This window comes from Aestuariimicrobium ganziense (genome assembly GCF_015352975.1).
GTDB classification, from domain to species: domain Bacteria; phylum Actinomycetota; class Actinomycetes; order Propionibacteriales; family Propionibacteriaceae; genus Aestuariimicrobium; species Aestuariimicrobium ganziense.
Window position 1 is genome coordinate 309,267 of record NZ_JACYIZ010000004.1, and the last position, 16,070, is coordinate 325,336.

General features: G+C 69.0%; 10 protein-coding genes and 1 pseudogene. 7 read left to right on the top strand and 4 right to left on the bottom strand.

What is annotated here, in order from left to right:
• The first annotated feature begins 12 nt into the window (after window positions 1-12).
• From IE660_RS09590 to IE660_RS16410, 6 genes and pseudogenes are all read left to right on the top strand, one after another.
• The gene (locus IE660_RS09590) at window positions 13-6,138 is read left to right on the top strand and encodes an Ig-like domain-containing protein (RefSeq protein WP_203568135.1); all 6,126 of its coding nucleotides are present in this window, start codon (window positions 13-15) and stop codon (window positions 6,136-6,138) included.
• A gap of 41 nt (window positions 6,139-6,179) precedes the next feature.
• Window positions 6,180-7,151, top strand: coding sequence for an AAA family ATPase (locus IE660_RS09595; RefSeq protein WP_203568136.1), 972 nt, complete (start codon window positions 6,180-6,182; stop codon window positions 7,149-7,151).
• Window positions 7,148-8,407, top strand: coding sequence for a DUF58 domain-containing protein (locus IE660_RS09600; RefSeq protein ID WP_203568137.1), 1,260 nt, complete (start codon window positions 7,148-7,150; stop codon window positions 8,405-8,407). Before IE660_RS09595 ends, IE660_RS09600 begins: the two co-directional genes overlap by 4 nt.
• On the top strand, window positions 8,404-10,773 hold the full coding sequence (locus IE660_RS09605; RefSeq protein WP_203568138.1) for a transglutaminase family protein: 2,370 nt from the start codon (window positions 8,404-8,406) through the stop codon (window positions 10,771-10,773). Before IE660_RS09600 ends, IE660_RS09605 begins: the two co-directional genes overlap by 4 nt.
• Before the next feature lie 76 nt (window positions 10,774-10,849).
• Window positions 10,850-11,239: pseudogene (locus tag IE660_RS16590) on the top strand (RDD family protein); the annotation flags it as partial.
• A gap of 506 nt (window positions 11,240-11,745) precedes the next feature.
• Entirely contained in the window at window positions 11,746-12,276 is a 531-nt protein-coding gene (locus IE660_RS16410) for an FHA domain-containing protein (RefSeq protein ID WP_328701918.1), read from the top strand.
• A gap of 27 nt (window positions 12,277-12,303) precedes the next feature.
• Here IE660_RS16410 and IE660_RS09615 read toward each other — a convergent pair whose 3' ends face one another.
• From IE660_RS09615 to dcd, 3 genes are read right to left on the bottom strand one after another with little or no spacing between them, the layout of a single operon-like run.
• Window positions 12,304-13,212 (bottom strand): glycosyltransferase, encoded by a 909-nt coding sequence (locus tag IE660_RS09615; protein ID WP_203568140.1) that lies wholly within the window; start codon window positions 13,210-13,212, stop codon window positions 12,304-12,306.
• A 1-nt stretch (window position 13,213) separates the two neighbouring features.
• Window positions 13,214-13,894 carry a deoxyribose-phosphate aldolase gene (gene deoC, locus IE660_RS09620; RefSeq protein WP_203568141.1) on the bottom strand — a complete coding sequence of 227 codons (681 nt, stop codon included), beginning with the start codon at window positions 13,892-13,894 and terminating at the stop codon, window positions 13,214-13,216.
• A 13-nt stretch (window positions 13,895-13,907) separates the two neighbouring features.
• Complete coding sequence (dcd, locus tag IE660_RS09625) at window positions 13,908-14,483, bottom strand: dCTP deaminase (RefSeq protein WP_203568142.1); 576 nt, start codon at window positions 14,481-14,483, stop codon at window positions 13,908-13,910.
• A 29-nt stretch (window positions 14,484-14,512) separates the two neighbouring features.
• On the opposite strand from dcd, the gene IE660_RS09630 reads away from it, so the two are divergent.
• On the top strand, window positions 14,513-15,187 hold the full coding sequence (locus tag IE660_RS09630) for a ThuA domain-containing protein (protein ID WP_203568143.1): 675 nt from the start codon (window positions 14,513-14,515) through the stop codon (window positions 15,185-15,187).
• A 1-nt stretch (window position 15,188) separates the two neighbouring features.
• On the opposite strand, the gene IE660_RS09635 is transcribed toward IE660_RS09630, so the two are convergent.
• A complete protein-coding gene (locus IE660_RS09635) occupies window positions 15,189-16,064 on the bottom strand; it encodes a glucosaminidase domain-containing protein (RefSeq protein WP_203568144.1) in 876 nt (291 codons plus the stop codon).
• Window positions 16,065-16,070 lie beyond the last annotated feature (6 nt).

Sequence of the window (16,070 nt, forward strand, 5' to 3'; positions counted from 1 at the left end):
GGCCACCTGACCATGTCCGACCGCGCCCCCTCCCGGATCGCGCCGACCTCGACCAAGGCGAGCCGCCTGACCTCGAGGTTCGTGCGGCGGTTCTGGGGCGCCCTGCTGGTGGTCGTCGTCGGGCTGGCCGTGCTGATCGCCTCGGTGCTGGTGCCCGGCCTACGGGTCAACGACGTGCACCTCGACGAGGCTGCGGTCTTCGTGGTCAAGACCGACGCCTCGCTGGTCGGCAACCTCAACCTGCAGTCGGACGAGATGGCCAACGGCGCGCTGGTCGGAGCAACCAACTACGAGGTGTTGCAGCGCGAGAAAACCGTGGTGGTCAAGTCGACCAGCCCCAACCAGCTGGCCTCGTACGACCCGGCCACCAACCAGATGGGCAGCCCGGTCAACCTGCCGCCCAACGCGACCGTGAGCATGGGTGGCGATGTCGTGGCCGTCACCAACCCCGACAACGGACGCGTCTGGCACGGGTCGGTCGACACCATGCTCAAGACCGACTTCCAGCTGGCCAAGGCCAACATGGACGTCGGCGAGGCCGGCCTCGGCGTGGTCACCACCAGTGGCCAGGTGATCGGCCTGAGCCTGGCCGAGTCGGTGCTGGTGCGCGGCGAGCAGAAGACCCCGATCCCGATGCAGCTCGACCCCAACGCCAACGTGCAGTTGTCGGCGGTCGGTGAGCGCGCCGTCGTCCTCGACCGCACCACCCAGCGCATCTGGTTCGAGGGCAGCGACAAGGTGTGGGAGGTCGACGCCGGTTCGACCGCGCAGCTCGCGCCCCCCTCGGCCACCGCCGCCGGCATCGACGGCGCCCAGGCCATCTACGCCACCCGCGCCGGCCTCATCGCCCTCACCAAGGACGGCCCTCGCTCGCTGTCGGGCCTTGTCAACGAGAACCCGATCGCTCCACTGATCGTCGACGACTGCGCCTACGGCGCCTTCGGCACCCAGTTCGTGAAGCGCTGCGCAGGCGATGACGAGGCCCTCATCACCGGCATCCCCGAGGCCACCTCGACCTCGCAGTTGCGCTTCACCAACAACCGCCGCGCCGTGGTCATCAACGACGCGTCCAACGGCTGGATCTGGCTGGTCGACAAGGACCTCAAGCTGATCAAGGACTGGTCGCGGGTCACCCCGGCCAAGGACGAGGACGACAACGACGCCGAAGAGACCCAGCAGGTCGTCAACCCCGACCGCTCCAAGGCCAACACCCCGCCGGTCGCCAAGAACGACCTCAACCTGAGCGCCCGGGTGGGCCGCTCGACGGTGCTGCCGGTGCTCGACAACGACTCCGACGCCGACGGCGACATCCTCACCATCCTCGGGCCGCCCCAGGTCAAGGGGGTCACCCTCGACCTGATCCGCGGCGGCACCGGGCTGCAGATCACCCTGCCCGAGGGCCACTCCGACGCCGTCGAGTTCTCGTACTCGATCTCTGACGGTCGCGGCAAGACCGCCACCGCCCGCGCCCGGGTCAAGCCACTGCCGGACGACCAGTCGGTCTCGAACCAGTTGCCGCTGCACTTCCGCCCGAACGAGAAGCTCGTCCTCGGCCAGACCCAGCGGCTGACCAAGCGGGTGCTGCTCGACTGGCGTGACCCCGACGGCGACGACCTGATCCTGGTTGACGCGGATGTCGACGGCGGCGACGACGAGGTCACCTTCACCAGCGACGGCCAGATCACCTTCCAGGACGTCGGCAAGACCACCGGACTCAAGAAGGTACTGGTCAAGGTCTCCGACGGCGACCCGTCTGGCCGGGTCGTCGAGGGCGAACTGCTGGTCGAGGTGGTCAAGGGACGCATCGTCGCCCCGATCGCCAACGGCGACCACGTCACCACCGCGGTCGACCGGCCGGTGAACGTCGACCCGCTGGCCAACGACGTCGGGCTCAACCTCACCCTGCGCGAGGTGACCGTCGAGGGCGGCAGCCAGGACGCACTGGTCCAGCCCAACTTCCAGGAACGCACCTTCAGCTTCACCGCCAAGCGGCCCGGCACCTACTACGTCGCCTACAAGGTGGCCAACGGCCCGGTCAGCACCGGCCTGGTGCGCATCGACGTCACCACCGGTGCCAAGGAGAACAACCGGCCCGTGGCTGCGCGGGACGTCGTCCTGCTGCCCCCCGGTGGTTCGGTGCTGGTCGACCCGCTGCTCAACGACTCCGACGCCGACGGTGATGTGCTGGTCATCCAGAGCGTCTCGGAGGATCCGCACCTGCGCGTGGTGATGGAGCAGCGTCGCGTGCTGACCATCAGCGCAGACCAGTTCCCGACCAAGCCGCTCACCCTGACCTACTGGATCAGCGACGGCTCGTCCACCACCCCCGGCACGATCGTGGTGATCCCGGTCAAGCAGGTCGGTTCGCAGGCGCCCAAGGCCACCAAGGACGACGTCCGCGCCCGCGCGGGCACCACCGTCAGCATCCCGGTGCTCGAGAACGACTCCTCGCCGCTCGGCCTGCGGCTGAGCATCGACAAGATCGTCGAGGGTCCCGCCGGACGGGCCTGGATCGACGGCGACATGATCCGGGTCGCGGTGCCCAGTGGCGCCACCGCCGCAGGGATCGCACTGACCTACCAGATCAAGGACTCCGACGGTCGTACCGACTCCGCCTCGGTCAACATCACCGTGATCTCGCCCGATGCCCAGAACGAGGCACCGGCGGCCCCCATGGTCGAGGCCCGGGTGCTGTCGGGCACCACCACCCGGGTGGTCATCCCGCTCAACGACCTCGACCCCAACGGTGACGCCGTGCGCCTGCTGGGCATCAGCAGCGGCCCCCACCTGGGCCGGATCACCGCCGTCGGCGAGCACTACCTGAGCTACGAGGCCTTCCCCAACTCCCAGGGCACCGACAGCTTCCGCTACGAGGTGGTCGACGCGCTCGGTGCTGTGGGCGTCGGCGAGGTGCGTGTGGGCGTCGCCCCGCCGGTCGGTGCCAACACCGGGCCCACCACCGTGCCGGACGAGATCGTCGTCCGACCGGGTCGTCAGGTGACCCTGCCGCTGCTGACCAACGACTTCGACATCGACGGTGACAGCTTCGGCTTCGTCGCCAAGGACGCCATCGACCTGCCGTTCAAGACCTCGATCCTCAACGGCTCGGCGATCACCTTCACCGCACCCACCAAGGTCGGTGCCACCGGTGGCAAATACTACGTCAGGGACTCGCGCAACGGCAACGCCGACGGCGACATCACGATCCGGGTCGCCACCGATGCCCCCAACCTGCCCCCGGTCGCCGTCGACGACCTGGTCAACGTGCAGGAGGTGGTAGGCAAGGAGTACGTCGACGTGCCGGTGCTCACCAATGACTTCGACCCCGACCAGGCCTCGAAGACGCTGACCATCACCCTGCCCACCGACATCCCGACCAGCGTGGCCACGGTCGACGACGCCAAGCAGGTGGTCCGGGTCAAGGTCGCCCCCCACGCCCAGCAGGTGCGCTACACCATCACCGACGACGAGGGTGGCTCGGCCACGGCCGTCGCGACGGTGCCGGGCACCAACGACGTCGTCCCGGTGCTCAAGGACCCCAAGCTGCAGATGACCGTCACCGCGGGTGAGCGCACCATCATCGAGGTGAACTCGATCGTGGCAGGCACCAACGGTCGAAGCGTCACCCTGCCCAGCGCCGACAAGGTGTTCATCACCAACGGACGCATGATCGCCTCGCCCGACAAGATGGACTGGACCCCCGACATCGAGTTCTCTGGCCCGGCCGCGCTGGTGTTCGAGGTGCGCGACGAGGTGCCCGCTGGCGACAAGACCGCCAAGCGCTCGGTGATCAGCGTGCCGGTGACGGTCAAGCCCGCCCCCAACATCAGCCCGGAGCAGCGCAAGAAGTCGCAGACCCTCGAGCTGCCACCGGAACTGATCGGCGATCCCCCGGTGCTCGTGGTCGGTGCCGGTGAGGAGAAGCGGATCGACCTCGCCCAGTACTACCGCGACCCCAATGGCCAGGACATCCGCTTCGACAATTGGAAGCAGACCGGGTCGGCCGACGGTGTCACTTGGCGGGTCGCCGACGGACGTTCCATGATCAGCGCCTCCGCGGCCGAGACCGCCAAGGCCGGCACCTCGATCAAGCTGGTCGGCACCGTGATCGATGCGGCCAACAACACCGCCGTTGCCGAACTCACCATCAACGTGGTCGGCTCGACCAGGCCCAAGGTCACCGTCGTCAACGACGTGATCGACGATGCCAATGCCGGCGAGCCACGGACCGTGTCGGTGCTGGCCAACGACAAGTCCAACCTGCTCTCCGACACCTCCCTGCACCTGGTCTCGGCCGCCCCGGTCGGGGCTGGTAGCGCCCAGGTCAATGGTGACCAGGTGGTGGTCACCCCGCCGCCGGGCTACGTGGGTGAGATGTCGGTGCGCTACACCGTGGTCGATGCCACTCGCGACCCTTTGCGCCACACCGACGGCTTCATCCGGCTCACCGTGCGCGCCGAACCCGGCAAGCCCGGCGTCCCGATCGAGGACGAAGTGGGCGACGGTTTCGTGAAGATCCACTGGACCGACGGTGCCGCCAACGGCCTGCCGGTTCTCAAGCGGATCGTCCGCGGGTCGGCCCCCAACGGCGCCTCGGTGACCCAGGAGTGCGCCACCAACACCTGCACCATCACCGGGCTGACCAACGACCGCAACTACACCTTCACGGTCACCCAGACCAACGAGATCGGCGAGGCCACGTCGGGTACCTCGGCGGTGATGGTGCCCGACGTCGTTCCCGAGAGGATGCAGGCGCCGAGCGTTGAGTTCGGTGACGCCCAACTCACCCTGAAGTGGACCGCCGCCACGACTCGTGGTTCGGCGATCACCGAGTACCGGATCACCAACACCGTCACCGGTGAGAAGCGCAGCGAGACAGCCACCAGTCTGGTCTGGACTGGCCTGACCAACGGCACGACTTACCAGTTCCAGATCGAGGCCCGCAACAAGGCCGGTTGGTCGACGATCTCGGGTCAATCGGCGCCGGAACACCCGACCGGAGCGCCGCCCACCGCGACTGCCGTGACCGGAGTCGATCGAGGCGACGCCAGTGGCGGATGGATCAGGGTCAACGTCGACCTGCCCGTGCTCTCGGTCGACCCGATCCTCACCTTCGATCTCTATGCCAACGGCAAGCTGGTGATGAGCGACAACAAGGCGGCACCCGGCAAGGAACGCCAGACGCTCGACTGGGGTGACGCAGTCAACGGCAAGGGCTACGTGTTCACGGTCGTGGCGCGAAACCGTGGGCCCAAGGCGAGCCCCACGAGCGCCGCCAGCGACGAGGTGGTCGCCTACGGCCGCCCGGACAGGCCCGTCGGGGCCCGGATCGAGCCGGTTGACGGTGGCGTCCGTCTGGTCAGCATCCCGGACTCCGGCGCCGGCGGTGGCGACATCACCAAGATCGAGGTGCGCGTCGAGGACACCGACACCGGCAAGACCTTCCCGACGAGGGTCATGGACGTGGGAGACATCTACCCGGGCTTGTCGAATGGGCACGCCTACCACGCGTGGATCACTCTCTACACCGACGACAAGGCATCCGATGAGGGAGCCACGTCGAAGGTGCGACCCAAGGGCGACCCCTATGCTCCCGTCTGGAGCCAGCGTCTGGGCACTTCGGGGAGCAATGACGTGCCGGTGTCGCAGTTCACGATCATGCACCAGTCCGACTACAGCTATGCGGGCGTGGAGTACAACAACGGCAACCCACTGTCCGACATCTCCCTGAGCTGGAGCGGCGGCGGTCAGTCCGGAACGGCCGACCATGGTGACCTGATTCAGATCGCCACCCCAGGCGGTCCGATCCCAGTCACCCTGACGTCGACCACCAGCGCTGGGGTCACGGCCAGCAGCACCAGCACGCTCTACTCGCCGATGTGGGTGGAGTACTCGGGGCGAGACCTCGTACTGACCTTGCAGTACTGGCCCAGAAGCAATGTCTCCTGCGAAGTGAGCGGAGGATATGCCGAGTTGCTGCAGAACAAGTGGGTTTCTGTCAGCGGAGCCCAGGGCACGCAGCGAGTGACTCTCCAGGCGCCCCCTGCAGACGATCCCAAGGGCACTCCGGGTACCGGCTGGGCGATCTCGTGCTCAGCCGGCCAGACCACCATGCAGCAGTCCGGGAGTCTTCCGTGACCGCACCCATCTCTGTTCGCACGTACGAGAAGGACCTCTAAATGGCCATCACTCCTGACCAGGTGCACTGGTTCTCCGACACCTTCGCCAATGTCGTCCGCAACGTCGAGCGGGTCATCATCGGCAAGACCGAGGCGATCCGGCTGGCGGTGACCTGCATGGTCGCCGAGGGCCACCTGCTGCTCGAGGACTACCCCGGCACCGGCAAGACCACGCTGGCCAGGGCTTTGGCCCAGAGTGTCGAGGGCACCTCCAGCCGCATCCAGTTCACCCCCGACCTGCTGCCCTCTGACGTCACCGGCGTGACCATCTACGACCAGAAGAGCGGCCAGTTCGAGTTCCACCAGGGTCCGATCTTCGCCTCGGTCGTGCTCGCCGACGAGATCAACCGGGCCTCGCCCAAGACCCAGTCGGCGCTGCTCGAGGTGATGGAGGAGAACCGGGTCACCGTCGACGGCAAGACCTACACCGTGGGCAACCCGTTCATGGTGATCGCCACCCAGAACCCGATCGAGCAGGCCGGCACCTACCGGCTGCCCGAGGCCCAGCTCGACCGCTTCCTGATGAAGACCACCTTGGGCTATCCCGACCGTGAGGGCACGCTGCGCATCCTCAACTCCGGTGGCACCCGCCCGCGGTCGGCGGCGCTGCCGGCGGTGATCACCGGCCAGGCCGTGGCCGAGATGAGCCAGTTGGCCGCCTCGGTGCACATCGAGCCTTCGGTGCTGGACTACATCGCCCGGATCGTCGAGGCGACCCGCACCACCGACGACGTGCGCCTGGGTGTGTCGATCCGTGGAGCGCTGGCGCTGGTGCGCACCTCCAGGGTGTGGGCGGCCAGCCAGGGACGCCACTTCGTGGTGCCCGACGACGTGAAGATGCTCGCCGTGCCCTGCCTGAGCCATCGGATCATCCTGGACGCCGAGAGCGAGTTCAACGGCACCACCCAGGTCGACGTGATGGCCAGGGTGATCGGTGAGGTCGCCCCGCCCACGGAGCGCGCGTCTGCATGACCGACCTGATCGCGCCGGCACCGCCGGAGCGCGAGGAGCGCTGGGTCGCTCCTGCGCCGGTGGCGCCCCCCAGCGCCCGCGAGTTCAGGCAGGGCTTCTCACGCCTCAGTGAGGTGCTCGGCCTGACGCCCGCGGGCTGGACCGCCCTGCTGGTGGCGGCACTCGCTGCCGCCGTCGGGTTCTGGGCGGGCTGGCTCGAGCTCAAGGTCGTCGCGGTGATGGCCCTGCTGCTGGTGGGTGCGGCGCTGCTGTTCACCATCGGACGACCCAGGCTCGAGGTGCTGCTGCGGCTGGCCTCGGCGCGCGTGGTCGCCGGCGAACGAGCCGAGGGGCAGCTGTTCGTCCGCAATGCCGCCACCCGCCGCACCCTGCCGTCGCGGCTCGACCTGCCGGTGGGGCCGCAGGCCGCCAGCTTCTCGATTCCGTCGCTGGCCGGTCACGCGGCGCACGCCGAGTCGTTCGTCATCCCCACCGAGCGGCGCGGCGTCATCGCGTTGGGTCCGGCACAGTCGGTGCAGGGTGACCCGTTCGCGCTGGCGGGGCGGTCAGCGCGCTGGACCGAGGTCACCGAACTGTTCGTCCACCCGCGCACGGTCAACCTGCCCGGGCGCCAGACCGGCTTCGTCCATGATCTCGAGGGGCACGCCAGCAACCAGCTGACCGCCTCTGACATGAGTTTCCACGCCCTGCGCGAGTACGCTCCCGGCGACGACCGGCGCCACATCCACTGGCGCTCCAGCGCCCGCACCGGGCAGTTGATGGTGCGCCAGTTCGAGGAGACCCGACAGTCGAGGGTGGTGGTCGCGCTCGACACCGCCACCTCGTCCTACCTCGACGGGGACGAGTTCGAACTGGCGGTCAGCGCCCTGGGCTCCGCCGCCCTGCAGTGCCTGCGTGAGGAGAACCCGCTCGCACTGATGACCCTGGATGAGGTGCTGCCCGCGGTCAGCCCGCTGCGCACCCTGGACGAACTGTCCCGGGTCGAGCTGGGCGTGCGCGGCGGCGTCTTCGAGTTGGTGCAGGCGGTGATCCACCGCGAGCCCGGCGCCTCGATCGTCATGCTCGCCACCGGCTCTGCCGCCGGCATCGACCGGGTGCGCCGCGCGGTCTCGAGCTTCGACGTCGACACCCGGGTGATCGCGATGATCGCCGACGCCGACGCGACGCTGTCGGTGCGCACCGTCGCCAACGTCTCGTTGCTGCGGCTGCCCACGTTGGACGACCTGCCGCGTGCGATGCGGAGGGCGATGCAGTGAGCGCCGACACCGCCACCCAGACCCGTCCCCGCCGCGCTGCCACCTCTGACGCACCGGCCCCGCGCCGGATCAGCCTGACCTCACCGCCACGGCGGGGTGGCGTGCCGTTCAGCCGCAGCCAGGGGATGGGCCGACTGCGCTGGCTGCTGGTCGATCTGACAGCGCTGCTCGCCCTGGCCGGGCTGCTCACCGTCGCCTTCCTGCCCACCTACGGTGCGGGGTGGCCGATCATCACCGTCATGGGCGCCACGGTGCTCGGGTTGGCCCTGGGGGTGCTGGGCTGGTGGCGACGACTCAACACCGCGGCCCTGGCCGGTGCCGGGGTGGTCGCCTGGTTCGCCTTCGGTGGGCTGCTGGCCATGCCCAGTTCGCTGACCGCAGGGGTGGTGCCGACCATGCGCACCCTGCGTGGACTGGCCACCGGACCGGTGACCGCGCCCAAGGCGATGCTCACCCTCGACCCACCGATCGGCGAGACCTGGAACCTGCTCACGGTGCCGATGGGCGTCGCCCTGGTCTCGGCGATGGCCGGCATCTCCATCTCGCTGCGCAGCAAGCGCCCGGTGCTGGCCTGGCTCCCGGGGGTGGTGGCGATCGGCCTGGCCTGGTTGCTGGGCACCTCCGAGACTGTGCAGCCGGTGCCCGTGGCGATCGCCACCGTGGCACTGGTGCTGGTCTGGACGGCCCACCGCCGGCGCCACCTGCGTGAGACCCTCGTCCAGCAGCGTCGTCGCAGCGGGCTGGTGCAGGCTGCGATCGGTGCGGTCGTCGTGGCCGCGGTCGGCGGAGCGACCTGGCTGGCTGCGCCGGCGCTGGAGGGCACCCAACCCCGACACGTGCTGCGCCACCGGGTTGCCCAGCCGCTGGAGGTGCACCGTTACGGGTCTCCGCTGCAGTCGATGCGCGGGGTGCTGACCATGAACGAGAACAACGTGATGTTCTCGGTCTCGGGTGCGCCCAGCGACTCGATCGTGCGGCTGGCCACCATGGACAGTTACGACGGTCTCACCTACAACGTCACCAACGCCTCCGACGCCGACGCCCAGATGGGCCAGTTCCGTCGGGTGGGCGCCCGCATCCCCACCACGGTGCAGGGCACCCACGCGAAGGTCGAGGTCGAGATCGCAGCTCTGTCGACGGTCTGGGTGCCGACGCTGGGGCAGACCGAGAGGATCCGCTTCCACGGCCCCGGTGAGGTGGGCCTGGCCGACACGTTCTACTACAACCGGGTGACCGGTACCGGGGTGACCACGGCGGGGCTGAGCGCAGGTGACCGCTACACCATTGAGGCCATCGTCCCGGTGCGCCCCGATGACTCGGTGATCTCGCGTGCCGGCGCCGGCCAGTTCGCCCAGCCGCAGCTTGGGCCGGTGCCCGACACTGTCAAGGAACTCGCGGTGCGCTGGTCGTCCAGCAGCCCCACCCGGGGCGCTGCCGCGCTCGAGATCGAGAAGCAGCTGCAGCTGGGCTACTTCAGCCACGGCCTCCCTCAGCAGACGCAGTCGTTGTCCGGTCACTCCTATGACCGGATCCTCAGGTTGGTCGCGAACCCCGCCGAGATGGTCGGCGACGAGGAGCAGTACGCGGTCACCATGGCCGTGATGGCTCGCCACATCGGCATCCCCGCCCGGGTCGTCTACGGCTACCGGGTGCCCGAGGGTGGCTCCGGTGAGGTGCGCGGACGAGATGTCGGCGCCTGGACCGAGTTGTACCTCGACGAGCTGGGGTGGGTGATGTTCAACCCGACGCCGCCCCAGGACCACGAGCTGGTCAAGCCCTCGCAGGAGAACCCGCCCAAGCCTCGTCCGCACGTCGACAACCCGCCCCCGCTGCCCAAGAAGCCGGTGCAGCCGCCGCCCGACACCAACCTGCCGGTCGACGAGGGCGAGAAGCCGGCGGAGGACCCGCCGATCGACTGGAAGAAGATCGGCACCTACGCCGCGCTCACCGGAATCCCGGCGATCGCCCTGTTCGGCCCGATCGTGTTGATCCTCGGCCTCAAGGCACGTCGCCGGAAGGGACGACGCCACGATCCGGTGATTCCGAACCGCGTGGCCGGAGCGTGGTCTGAGTTGGTCGACAAGGCTCGTGACCTCAAGCACGCCTCACCGCCGACGGCCACCCGGTCTGAGCAGGCCGAGGCGCTGGTGCTGGCCTTCCCGAGCATGATCGAGGAGGCCGACCCGATCGGTCTGGCCAAGCGCGCCGACCACGTGGTGTTCGCCCCGGAGTCGATCAGCGAGGAGCACGCCGACAACTATTGGGCGACGATCCATGCCGCCGAGCGGGGCCTGCGCAAGTCGGTCTCGCCCTGGACGTGGGTCAAGGGACGGCTGTCGACCCGGTCGTTCCGAACGTATCGATGAGGCAGACTGGGCAACTGAGTGTGCGGCCAGCGGCGGTAGCAACGCCGGCCGGGGAGGGTGTGTGATGGCGCGCAACATGCCGGCCGGGGTCGAGGTGGCCCCGCTGGGACGACGTCTGCTCGGCTGGTTGGTCGACGCCTCGGTGCCGGCCCTGCTCGGTGGGGCCAGCTACTGGCTCACCGGTGCTTTGGAGGCCACCCAGTTGCTGGTCGCCCAACTGGTGGTCGCACTGCTGCTGCTGGCCTGGGGGCTGCTGCTGTGGTGGGGGTACGCCAGCCGCGGTGCAGGGGTCGGCTTCCGGGTGGCCGGGCTGCAACTGGTCGGCCTGCACGACGGCAAGTCGATCGGGTGGTGGCGCTACTTCCTGCGCCAACTCGTCTTCGGTGCGGTGATGGCCACCGTGGTCGGCGGCATCGCGCTGCTGATCTTCCTGGTGATCCACGAACGCCGACAGGGGTGGCACGACCTGGCCGCCAAGTCGGTGGTGATCAGGGCTCGCTCTCGAGCCGCTGTCACCCGCCGCACCCCGGGCGCCGCGCAGCTGCGCGGCAAGGCGCCGTCGACCACGGTCGCGCTGCCCCCGCACCTGATCGCCGCTGCGTTCGACGATCGGGGACGAAGCGCCGAGACCACCCAGCCCGACGCGATCCAGCAGGCCTGGCAGGCGAGCACCTATGGCGGTCAGGCGCCGGCGCAGGAGTCCGGGTGGCGTCCGCCGACTGTCCCAGGGGGACAGCCCCCATCCGCGCAGCAGGGATCCCCGCAGCAGCCACCCCAGCGCCAGCCAGCCCCGCAGCAGCCACCCCAGCGCCAGCCAGCCCCGCAGCAGCCACCCCAGCGCCACACGTCCCCGCAGGAGTACCCGCGGCCCGGTCAGTGGGGTGCCCCGTCGCAGCCGNCACGTCCCCGCAGGAGTACCCGCGGCCCGGTCAGTGGGGTGCCCCGTCGCAGCCGCCCGTCCAGACCCCGTCGGTGCAGCCGCAGCAGCCGCCGGCCGCGCAGTCCTCGGCCACTGAGATCCCTGCCCGCTGGGCACCGCCCCCGGCGGCTGCGGTCAGCGAGGAGACCAGCGTTCGCCCTCGCCCGTCGATGGCCGACGACGACGAGTATGGCGGCACCCGGATGGTGGCCAACACCGCCCAGACCCAGGCCCGCCCGGGAACCGAGGGATGGTTCGTCCGCTTCGACGACGGCCGGATGGTGCCGGTCGAGGCGACCGTGCTGGTCGGACGCAACCCCGGCGAGCAGGCCAACCCGGCGATCGTCGTGGTCAACATCGGTGAGGACGGCCACGCGGTCTCGAAGACCCACCTGGCCATCGGGGTCGACCAGCGCGGAGTGCACGTCACAGACCGTGGTTCGACCAACGGCACCGCCCTGGTGAACTCCAAGGGTGAGCTCGAGCCCTGTCTGCCAGGCATCCAGGCTCGCTGCCGCGAGGGACAGGTGGTCTCGTTCGGAGACCGCAGCTTCACCGTGCTGCGTCGTCCCGCCGGAGGCTGAGTCGGCCGCGCGCTCGAGGGCGATCGATCAGCGACGCACGAGCTGACCAGCTCGTCGCAGTGAACGTCGCAGCACCCGTGCACGGGTCCATGCCCTGGCGCCCACCCGCGACTGGCGCACACGCTCCAGTGGGCGGTAGCGGTGGTAGAGGTCGTTGCGCTCGCCACGTACACGCCTGAGTTCGTGCATCATGTCGAGGATCTGTTCCCAGAATGGTTCGGCGTTGTCGGCATAGAGGTCGATGCTGTTGCGGAAGATGCGGGCTCTCGAGGCAACCTCCCTCGACCGATCCTCCTGCAGCCAGTCGATCGTCGAGTCGCCGGGGCGACGGTAGTGGAACCAGGTGTGGTCGAGTCGGTGCACCCCACGACCCAGTGACAGCAGCTTCATGATGAAGTCGTAGTCGACCAAGCCCTTGATCTGCTCGTCCAGACCACCGACGGTGACCCAGTCCTCACGGCGGTAGAGCGAGGGCGCGAAGACACAGTTCTCGAAGAGTTGCCGTTCGATGGTGAAGTCGGGCAGGTTCCACGGTCCTGACTGGGTGCCGAAGAGGTCACCACGGCAGTGGACCATCCCGATCGTGGGGTCGTTGGTCAGCACTGCTGCTGCCTCTGCCAGGTAGGGCGGGTCGATCAGGTCATCGCCCAGGGTGGTGAAGTACACACCCTTGGCTGCTGCCACGCCGGTGTTGATCGCTGCCCCGACACCGCCGTTGCGGTCCCTGCGGATGACCGTGCAGCTCGCTTCGAGCGCAGTGAGTGCCTCGAGCGTGTCGGGTCGGGTCGAGGCGTCGTCCACGACGATGATCTCGATGGCGGGGTGGGTCTGGGCGCGGATGCTGGCAATGGTCTCGTGCAACCACTCACCGCGAATGTTGTGGCAGGGCACCACCACGCTGACCAGTGGCGACCCCGGCGCGTTCGACCCGGTCACCTCAGTAGCCGTTGGACGAGGTGGTGCCCTCGAGCACCGCGCGCGTGCCTGACAGTCCGAGCCGAGTGGCCCCGGCGGCCACCATCGCCAGCGCTGTCTCGGTGTCGCGGATGCCGCCAGAGGCCTTGACGCCGAGTCGTCCACCAACGGTGCGGGCCATCAGTTCCACGGCATGCACCGAGGCACCACCGGCCGGGTGGAACCCAGTCGAGGTCTTCACGAAGTCGGCGCCGGCGGCCTCGGCCGCTTCGCAGGCCTGGACGATCTCGTCGTCGGTCAGGGCGGCCGACTCGATGATCACCTTGAGCACGGTCGGCGCGGGGACCGCCTTCCTGACCGCGGTGATCTCGTCGCGCACCGCCTCGGGACGACCAGCCTTGAGCAGGCCGATGTCGATCACCATGTCGACCTCGTGGACGCCCTTGGCCACCGACTCGGCAGCCTCAGCCGCCTTGACCGCGGCGGTGTGCTTGCCCGAGGGGAAGCCGCAGACCGTCGCCACCAGCACCGATCCGCGCTCGGCCCGGATGGGGAGCATGGTCGGTGAGACGCACACCGACCACGTGCCGAGCTCTCGGGCCTCGGTGACCAGGTCGTCGACCTGGGCAGGGGTGGCGTCGGTCTTGAGCAGGGTGTGGTCGACCATGCGGGCCAACTGTTCGCGGGTGGGGCGTTCGGTCATCGGTGCCTCCTGCTCAGATCGTGGTGCGGTGGAAGTTCAGGTACGAACGGCTGGCGGTCGGGCCACGCTGGCCCTGGTAGCGCGACAGGTTCTCCTGCGAGCCGTACGGGTGCTCGGCCGGTGAGCTGAGGGTGAAGAAGCAGAGCTGGCCGATCTTCATGCCGGGGTACAGCAGGATCGGCAGCGTCGCCATGTTCGACAGTTCGAGGGTGACGTGGCCGATGAAGCCGGGGTCGATGAATCCGGCCGTGGAGTGGGTCAGCAGCCCGAGGCGCCCCAGCGACGACTTACCCTCGAGCCTGGCGGCGACGTCGTCGGGCAGGCTCACCTTCTCGAGGGTCGCCCCGAGCACGAACTCACCGGGGTGCAGCACGAACGGCTCGTCCCCCTCGGGTTCGACCAGGCGGGTCAACTCCGGCTGGTCGATCGAGGGATCGATCACCGAGTAGCGGTGGTTCTCGAAGATCCGGAAGAACCGGTCGAGTCGCACGTCGACGCTCGAGGGCTGCACCATGGCGGGATCCCACGGATCGAGCACGACCCGTCCCGCGTGCACCTGGGCGCGAATGTCTCGGTCGGAGAGCAGCATGCCCCACAGGCTAGTGGTTAGGGTGAGGCATGGCTCGCATCCTCGTCCTGTCAGGAACCGGGCGCTTCACCGACCCGTGGCATCCCCTCCCACAGACCTCCGCAGGCATCGCCGACACACTGCTCGAAGCCGGTCACGACGTCGAGGTGCGTGAGACCACCTCGCCAGACACCTTCCGCTTCGACGACGTCGACCTGGTGGTGGTCAACACCGGCGTCGGGGCAGACCCGCGCAACCCGGTGGACGTCCCCGGTGAGTGGGACGAGGCCTACGCCCGGCTGGGGGAGTGGGTCGACGCGGGGCGCCCGGTGCTCGGCGTGCACTCGGCGGCTGCCACCTTCACCGACTGGCCGCGCTGGCGCGAGATCCTCGGCGGGCGGTGGGAGCGCGGGGTGTCGAGCCACCCCGAGCGCAGCGTCGCGGTGTTCGAGGCCGTGCCCGAGCACGAGCACCATCCGATCGTCGACGACCTGGGTCTGGTCATCGTCTACGACGAGCGCTACTCGAACATGGACCTCGTCGAGGACTCCACCCCGCTGGTGCACCACGAGACCCTCGAGATCTTCCATCCGTGCGTCTGGGTGCGGGGGCGCGTGGTCTATGACGGCCTGGGGCACGACGCCCGGTCGTACCAGTCCGAGAGCCGGCGCGACCTGATGCGTCGCGAGGCTGCGTGGCTGCTGGACGACAGCCAGCACCGCTGACTCAGGCGCCGGTGCTGGGCAGGGTGCCGCTCGGCGACGGCGCGGTGCTCGTTGGTTCGCTGGTGGCACTCTCGCTGGAGGCAGGTGTGCTGGCTGGGGGCTCGTCCCACTCGTTCACCGATGGCTCGGCACTGGGCTCGTCCGGCGGTGCGTCGTCGCCGGAGGGCTCTGGCGTCGAGGCGGTCCCGGCGGGAGCCTCGTCCACGGTCGCTGCATCGCTGGTGTCGTTGACCCCGGTGACCGACACCCGCTGGGGGTGGACGATGTCGCCCGTGGCGACCACGGTGGACGGAACCGTCGGCGACCCCAGGGTCTTGCCGAAGTCGAACCGGAACAGGTTGTAGCTGCTCATCAACCGGTACAGGTAGTGGGCGTAGTTCGGATCGGTGGCGTAGCCGGCCCGGTGCATGGCGTCGGCGAACTTGACCGGTTCGCTGGCGAACTCGAACGCCGGTGCGTAGCGCGAATTGGCGGTCAGGAAGTGGCCGTGGTCGATCATCGACATGTCGGGGTTGGCGTAGGTGCGAAAGCTGTCGACGACGGTGTACTTGGTGCCGTCAGACCGGTACTCGGTGGTCAGCATGTCGACGCAGCCCGACTGGTAGGGCGACTTCACGGTGCCGCACTTGATGCCGAAGTAGTTGTGGTACTTGCTCGACAACTCCGAGCTGCCCCACCCGGTCTCGAGGATGGCCTGGGCGATGGTCACCGAGGCGGGCACGCGGTAGTCGTCCCACCCCTTCTGGGCACCGGCGGCGACCGTCTGGATGAAGATCTCCTGCGCGGTCTGTGCTGAGGCGCGTCGCGCCTGGCCGGTCAGTCCGAGTGCGAGGACGAGAGCGAACAGCAGCGGGAGCAGACGGGGGGTGCGGGCCACCGGACC